The organism is Paraburkholderia sp. BL25I1N1 (assembly GCF_003002025.1).
In the GTDB taxonomy this organism is placed as follows: Bacteria; Pseudomonadota; Gammaproteobacteria; order Burkholderiales; family Burkholderiaceae; genus Paraburkholderia.
This window is the reverse complement of the sequence record NZ_PVZB01000063.1, coordinates 1-5,625: the sequence shown is the minus strand read 5'-3', so window position 1 is coordinate 5,625 and position 5,625 is coordinate 1. Positions and strand designations below refer to the sequence as shown.

General features: G+C 53.5%; 2 tRNA genes and 3 rRNA genes. All 5 read right to left on the bottom strand.

Annotated elements, in window-relative coordinates:
- Positions 1–54: 54 nt before the first annotated feature.
- A 5S ribosomal RNA gene (gene rrf / locus B0G73_RS39760) occupies positions 55–168 on the bottom strand.
- A 230-nt stretch (positions 169–398) separates the two neighbouring features.
- Positions 399–3,281: ribosomal RNA gene (locus tag B0G73_RS39755) — 23S ribosomal RNA — on the bottom strand.
- Between the two features lie 316 nt (positions 3,282–3,597).
- Positions 3,598–3,673, bottom strand: a tRNA-Ala gene (locus B0G73_RS39750).
- A 53-nt stretch (positions 3,674–3,726) separates the two neighbouring features.
- A tRNA-Ile gene (locus tag B0G73_RS39745) sits at positions 3,727–3,803 on the bottom strand.
- Positions 3,804–3,884: 81 nt separating this feature from the next.
- Positions 3,885–5,415, bottom strand: a 16S ribosomal RNA gene (locus B0G73_RS39740).
- The 16S, 23S and 5S rRNA genes sit together here with 2 tRNA genes alongside, the layout of an rRNA operon.
- Between the last annotated feature and the right edge of the window lie 210 nt (positions 5,416–5,625).

Below are 5,625 nucleotides of genomic sequence, written 5' to 3'. Positions count from 1 at the left end.
GTAAACGCAGAAACCCCACCTTTGCGGGGTGGGGTTTCTGTTTGCTGCTGGGGAGCCTGACGATTACCTACTTTCACACGGGTAATCCGCACTATCATCGGCGTGGAGTCGTTTCACGGTCCTGTTCGGGATGGGAAGGGGTGGGACCGACTCGCTATGGTCATCAGGCATGACTTGTTGCTGCACTGCTCGTGGAGCAATACAGCCAATCGGGAAGAAGTAGTTTCTGGTGATGCTCACCAGGGGTAAAGCGGTTGGGGTTGTGTTGTTTCTGGCACAACACTGATCTCTCAACCGTGCGTTCTGCAGACTCCATCCGGAGTTCACACGCATCCCCTTCGGGGATCGGACCAGCGTAAGCGCTGAAGCGCTAACGCTGGTCGAGACACACCTGTTATAGGATCAAGCCTTACGGGCAATTAGTATCAGTTAGCTTAACGCATTACTGCGCTTCCACACCTGACCTATCAACGTCCTGGTCTTGAACGACCCTTCAAGGGGCTCGAAGCCCCGGGGATATCTCATCTTAAGGCGAGTTTCCCGCTTAGATGCTTTCAGCGGTTATCTCTTCCGAACATAGCTACCCGGCGATGCCACTGGCGTGACAACCGGTACACCAGAGGTTCGTCCACTCCGGTCCTCTCGTACTAGGAGCAGCCCCCTTCAAATATCCAGCGCCCACGGCAGATAGGGACCAAACTGTCTCACGACGTTTTAAACCCAGCTCACGTACCTCTTTAAATGGCGAACAGCCATACCCTTGGGACCGGCTACAGCCCCAGGATGAGATGAGCCGACATCGAGGTGCCAAACACCGCCGTCGATATGAACTCTTGGGCGGTATCAGCCTGTTATCCCCAGAGTACCTTTTATCCGTTGAGCGATGGCCCTTCCATACAGAACCACCGGATCACTATGACCTGCTTTCGCACCTGCTCGACTTGTCGGTCTCGCAGTTAAGCACGCTTATGCCATTGCACTATCAGCACGATTTCCGACCGTACCTAGCGTACCTTCGTACTCCTCCGTTACACTTTGGGAGGAGACCGCCCCAGTCAAACTGCCTACCATGCACTGTCCCCGATCCGGATGACGGACCAAGGTTAGAACCTCAAACAAACCAGGGTGGTATTTCAAGGGCGGCTCCACGCAGACTGGCGTCCACGCTTCAAAGCCTCCCACCTATCCTACACAGACCGGTTCAAAGTCCAATGCAAAGCTACAGTAAAGGTTCATGGGGTCTTTCCGTCTAGCCGCGGGGAGATTGCATCATCACAAACACTTCAACTTCGCTGAGTCTCGGGAGGAGACAGTGTGGCCATCGTTACGCCATTCGTGCAGGTCGGAACTTACCCGACAAGGAATTTCGCTACCTTAGGACCGTTATAGTTACGGCCGCCGTTTACCGGGACTTCAATCAAGAGCTTGCACCCCATCATTTAATCTTCCGGCACCGGGCAGGCGTCACACCCTATACGTCCACTTTCGTGTTTGCAGAGTGCTGTGTTTTTATTAAACAGTCGCAGCCACCAGTTTATTGCAACCCCTTCACCCTCTGCCCGCAGGGGCATCAAGCTACAGGGGCGTACCTTATCCCGAAGTTACGGTACCAATTTGCCGAGTTCCTTCTCCCGAGTTCTCTCAAGCGCCTTAGAATACTCATCTCGCCCACCTGTGTCGGTTTGCGGTACGGTCACTGTTAAACTGAAGCTTAGAGGCTTTTCTTGGAACCACTTCCGATTGCTTCGTCGCCTAAGCGACTGGCCTCGCACCCTTGAATCCTGCGCCCGGATTTGCCAAAGCGCCTTCTCCAATGCAAGGACCGGGACTTCCAACACCCGGACAACCTTCCGCGATCCGTCCCCCCATCGCATTTAACAATGGTGCAGGAATATTAACCTGCTTCCCATCAGCTACGCATTTCTGCCTCGCCTTAGGGGCCGACTCACCCTACGCCGATGAACGTTGCGTAGGAAACCTTGGGCTTACGGCGAGGGGGCTTTTCACCCCCTTTATCGCTACTCATGTCAGCATTCGCACTTCCGATACCTCCAGCACACTTTCCAGTGCACCTTCGCAGGCTTACGGAACGCTCTCCTACCATGCACATAAATGTGCATCCGCAGCTTCGGTATATTGCTTAGCCCCGTTACATCTTCCGCGCAGGACGACTCGATCAGTGAGCTATTACGCTTTCTTTAAAGGATGGCTGCTTCTAAGCCAACCTCCTGACTGTTTTAGCCTTCCCACTTCGTTTCCCACTTAGCAATATTTGGGGACCTTAGCTGGCGGTCTGGGTTGTTTCCCTCTTGACACCGGACGTTAGCACCCGATGTCTGTCTCCCGTGATTGCACTCTTCGGTATTCGGAGTTTGCTATGGCGTAGTAATCCGCAATGGACCCCACAACCATGACAGTGCTCTACCCCCGAAGGTGATACACGAGGCACTACCTAAATAGTTTTCGGAGAGAACCAGCTATTTCCAGGTTTGTTTAGCCTTTCACCCCTATCCACAGCTCATCCCCTAACTTTTCAACGTTAGTGGGTTCGGACCTCCAGTACGTGTTACCGCACCTTCATCCTGGCCATGGATAGATCACCTGGTTTCGGGTCTACACCCAGCGACTGAATCGCCCTGTTCGGACTCGCTTTCGCTACGCCTGCCCTAATCGGTTAAGCTTGCCACTGAATGTAAGTCGCTGACCCATTATACAAAAGGTACGCCGTCACCCTCTTTCAAAGGCTCCGACTGTTTGTATGCATGCGGTTTCAGGATCTGTTTCACTCCCCTCCCGGGGTTCTTTTCGCCTTTCCCTCACGGTACTGGTTCACTATCGGTCGATCACGAGTATTTAGCCTTGGAGGATGGTCCCCCCATCTTCAGACAGGATTTCACGTGTCCCGCCCTACTTGTCGCATACCTAGTTCTTCCAATCTGTTTTCGCCTACGGGGCTATCACCCGCTATGGCCGCACTTTCCAGAGCGTTTGGCTAACAGTTCAGATAAAGAATGCAGGCTGGTCCCATTTCGCTCGCCACTACTCTGGGAATCTCGGTTGATTTCTTTTCCTGCGGTTACTTAGATGTTTCAGTTCACCGCGTTCGCTTCACGTAGCCTATGTATTCAGCTACGGATGACCCATACGGGCCGGGTTTCCCCATTCGGATATCGGTGGATCAAAGCTCGTTTGCCAGCTCCCCACCGCTTTTCGCAGGCTACCGCGTCCTTCATCGCCTGTGATCGCCAAGGCATCCACCACATGCACTTGTTCGCTTGACCCTATAACGGGTGTGTCTCCTGTGTGATCCACTGGGAATCACACGCTCGCCACGCTCGCTACAGGTTGAGTATTCGTGTTGCGCCGTATTCCAAAGCAATCTTTCGATCACTTAAAAATACATTGATACAATCACAACCCTGATTCACCTACTCAACCACCCATCTCTAAGTGATCTTTCGTGAATCTCTTTACTACTTCTTCCTGATTGTTAAAGAACGACAGCCGATATAAAGCTCTGCTTCATATCACTCTGACTGGCTCAATCGCCAATGCACAACGCTCTGCTTCCTGCACAGAACGCTACGCATTGAGGATTGGTGGAGGATGACGGGATCGAACCGACGACCCCCTGCTTGCAAAGCAGGTGCTCTCCCAGCTGAGCTAATCCCCCAGTCATACAGCTACCCCAGAGGTTTCAGACGATCAGCACACCAGACAAGACTTTGGTGGGTCTGGATGGATTCGAACCATCGACCCCCGCCTTATCAAGACGGTGCTCTAACCGACTGAGCTACAGACCCCTGAGTCTGTCCTGATTTCACAGCCGATAAGCGTGAGCGCTCAACGCATTGCTTTTACGCAACTGACACGTTTAGCTCGAGAAAGGAGGTGATCCAGCCGCACCTTCCGATACGGCTACCTTGTTACGACTTCACCCCAGTCATGAATCCTACCGTGGTGACCGTCCTCCTTGCGGTTAGACTAGCCACTTCTGGTAAAACCCACTCCCATGGTGTGACGGGCGGTGTGTACAAGACCCGGGAACGTATTCACCGCGGCATGCTGATCCGCGATTACTAGCGATTCCAGCTTCACGCACTCGAGTTGCAGAGTGCGATCCGGACTACGATCGGTTTTCTGGGATTGGCTCCCCCTCGCGGGTTGGCGACCCTCTGTTCCGACCATTGTATGACGTGTGAAGCCCTACCCATAAGGGCCATGAGGACTTGACGTCATCCCCACCTTCCTCCGGTTTGTCACCGGCAGTCTCCCTAGAGTGCTCTTGCGTAGCAACTAGGGACAAGGGTTGCGCTCGTTGCGGGACTTAACCCAACATCTCACGACACGAGCTGACGACAGCCATGCAGCACCTGTGTTATGGCTCCCTTTCGGGCACTCCCACCTCTCAGCAGGATTCCATACATGTCAAGGGTAGGTAAGGTTTTTCGCGTTGCATCGAATTAATCCACATCATCCACCGCTTGTGCGGGTCCCCGTCAATTCCTTTGAGTTTTAATCTTGCGACCGTACTCCCCAGGCGGTCAACTTCACGCGTTAGCTACGTTACCAAGTCAATGAAGACCCGACAACTAGTTGACATCGTTTAGGGCGTGGACTACCAGGGTATCTAATCCTGTTTGCTCCCCACGCTTTCGTGCATGAGCGTCAGTATTGGCCCAGGGGGCTGCCTTCGCCATCGGTATTCCTCCACATCTCTACGCATTTCACTGCTACACGTGGAATTCTACCCCCCTCTGCCATACTCTAGCCCGCCAGTCACAAATGCAGTTCCCAGGTTAAGCCCGGGGATTTCACATCTGTCTTAGCGGACCGCCTGCGCACGCTTTACGCCCAGTAATTCCGATTAACGCTTGCACCCTACGTATTACCGCGGCTGCTGGCACGTAGTTAGCCGGTGCTTATTCTTCCGGTACCGTCATCCCCCCACCGTATTAGGGCCGAGGTTTTCTTTCCGGACAAAAGTGCTTTACAACCCGAAGGCCTTCTTCACACACGCGGCATTGCTGGATCAGGCTTGCGCCCATTGTCCAAAATTCCCCACTGCTGCCTCCCGTAGGAGTCTGGGCCGTGTCTCAGTCCCAGTGTGGCTGGTCGTCCTCTCAGACCAGCTACAGATCGTCGCCTTGGTAGGCCTTTACCCCACCAACTAGCTAATCTGCCATCGGCCGCCCCTGTAGCGCGAGGTCCTAAGATCCCCCGCTTTCATCCACAGATCGTATGCGGTATTAATCCGGCTTTCGCCGGGCTATCCCCCACTACAGGACACGTTCCGATGTATTACTCACCCGTTCGCCACTCGCCACCAGGATTGCTCCCGTGCTGCCGTTCGACTTGCATGTGTAAGGCATGCCGCCAGCGTTCAATCTGAGCCAGGATCAAACTCTTCAGTTCAAACCTGTTACTGTTTTTCGGTTGTTTTACCAACCGGTCGCTCACTCAACGTACTGACGAATGATCTCTCCATCTTTCAATGGAAAAACCTTCCTTTCATTACTGTGTGAGACTTGATACTTTCGCTTCATCCGGCAGATCCCGAAGGGCCCGCCGGCGCGTCGCGCATCAAGCGCCCACACTTATCGGCTGTTAATTTTTAAAGATCGA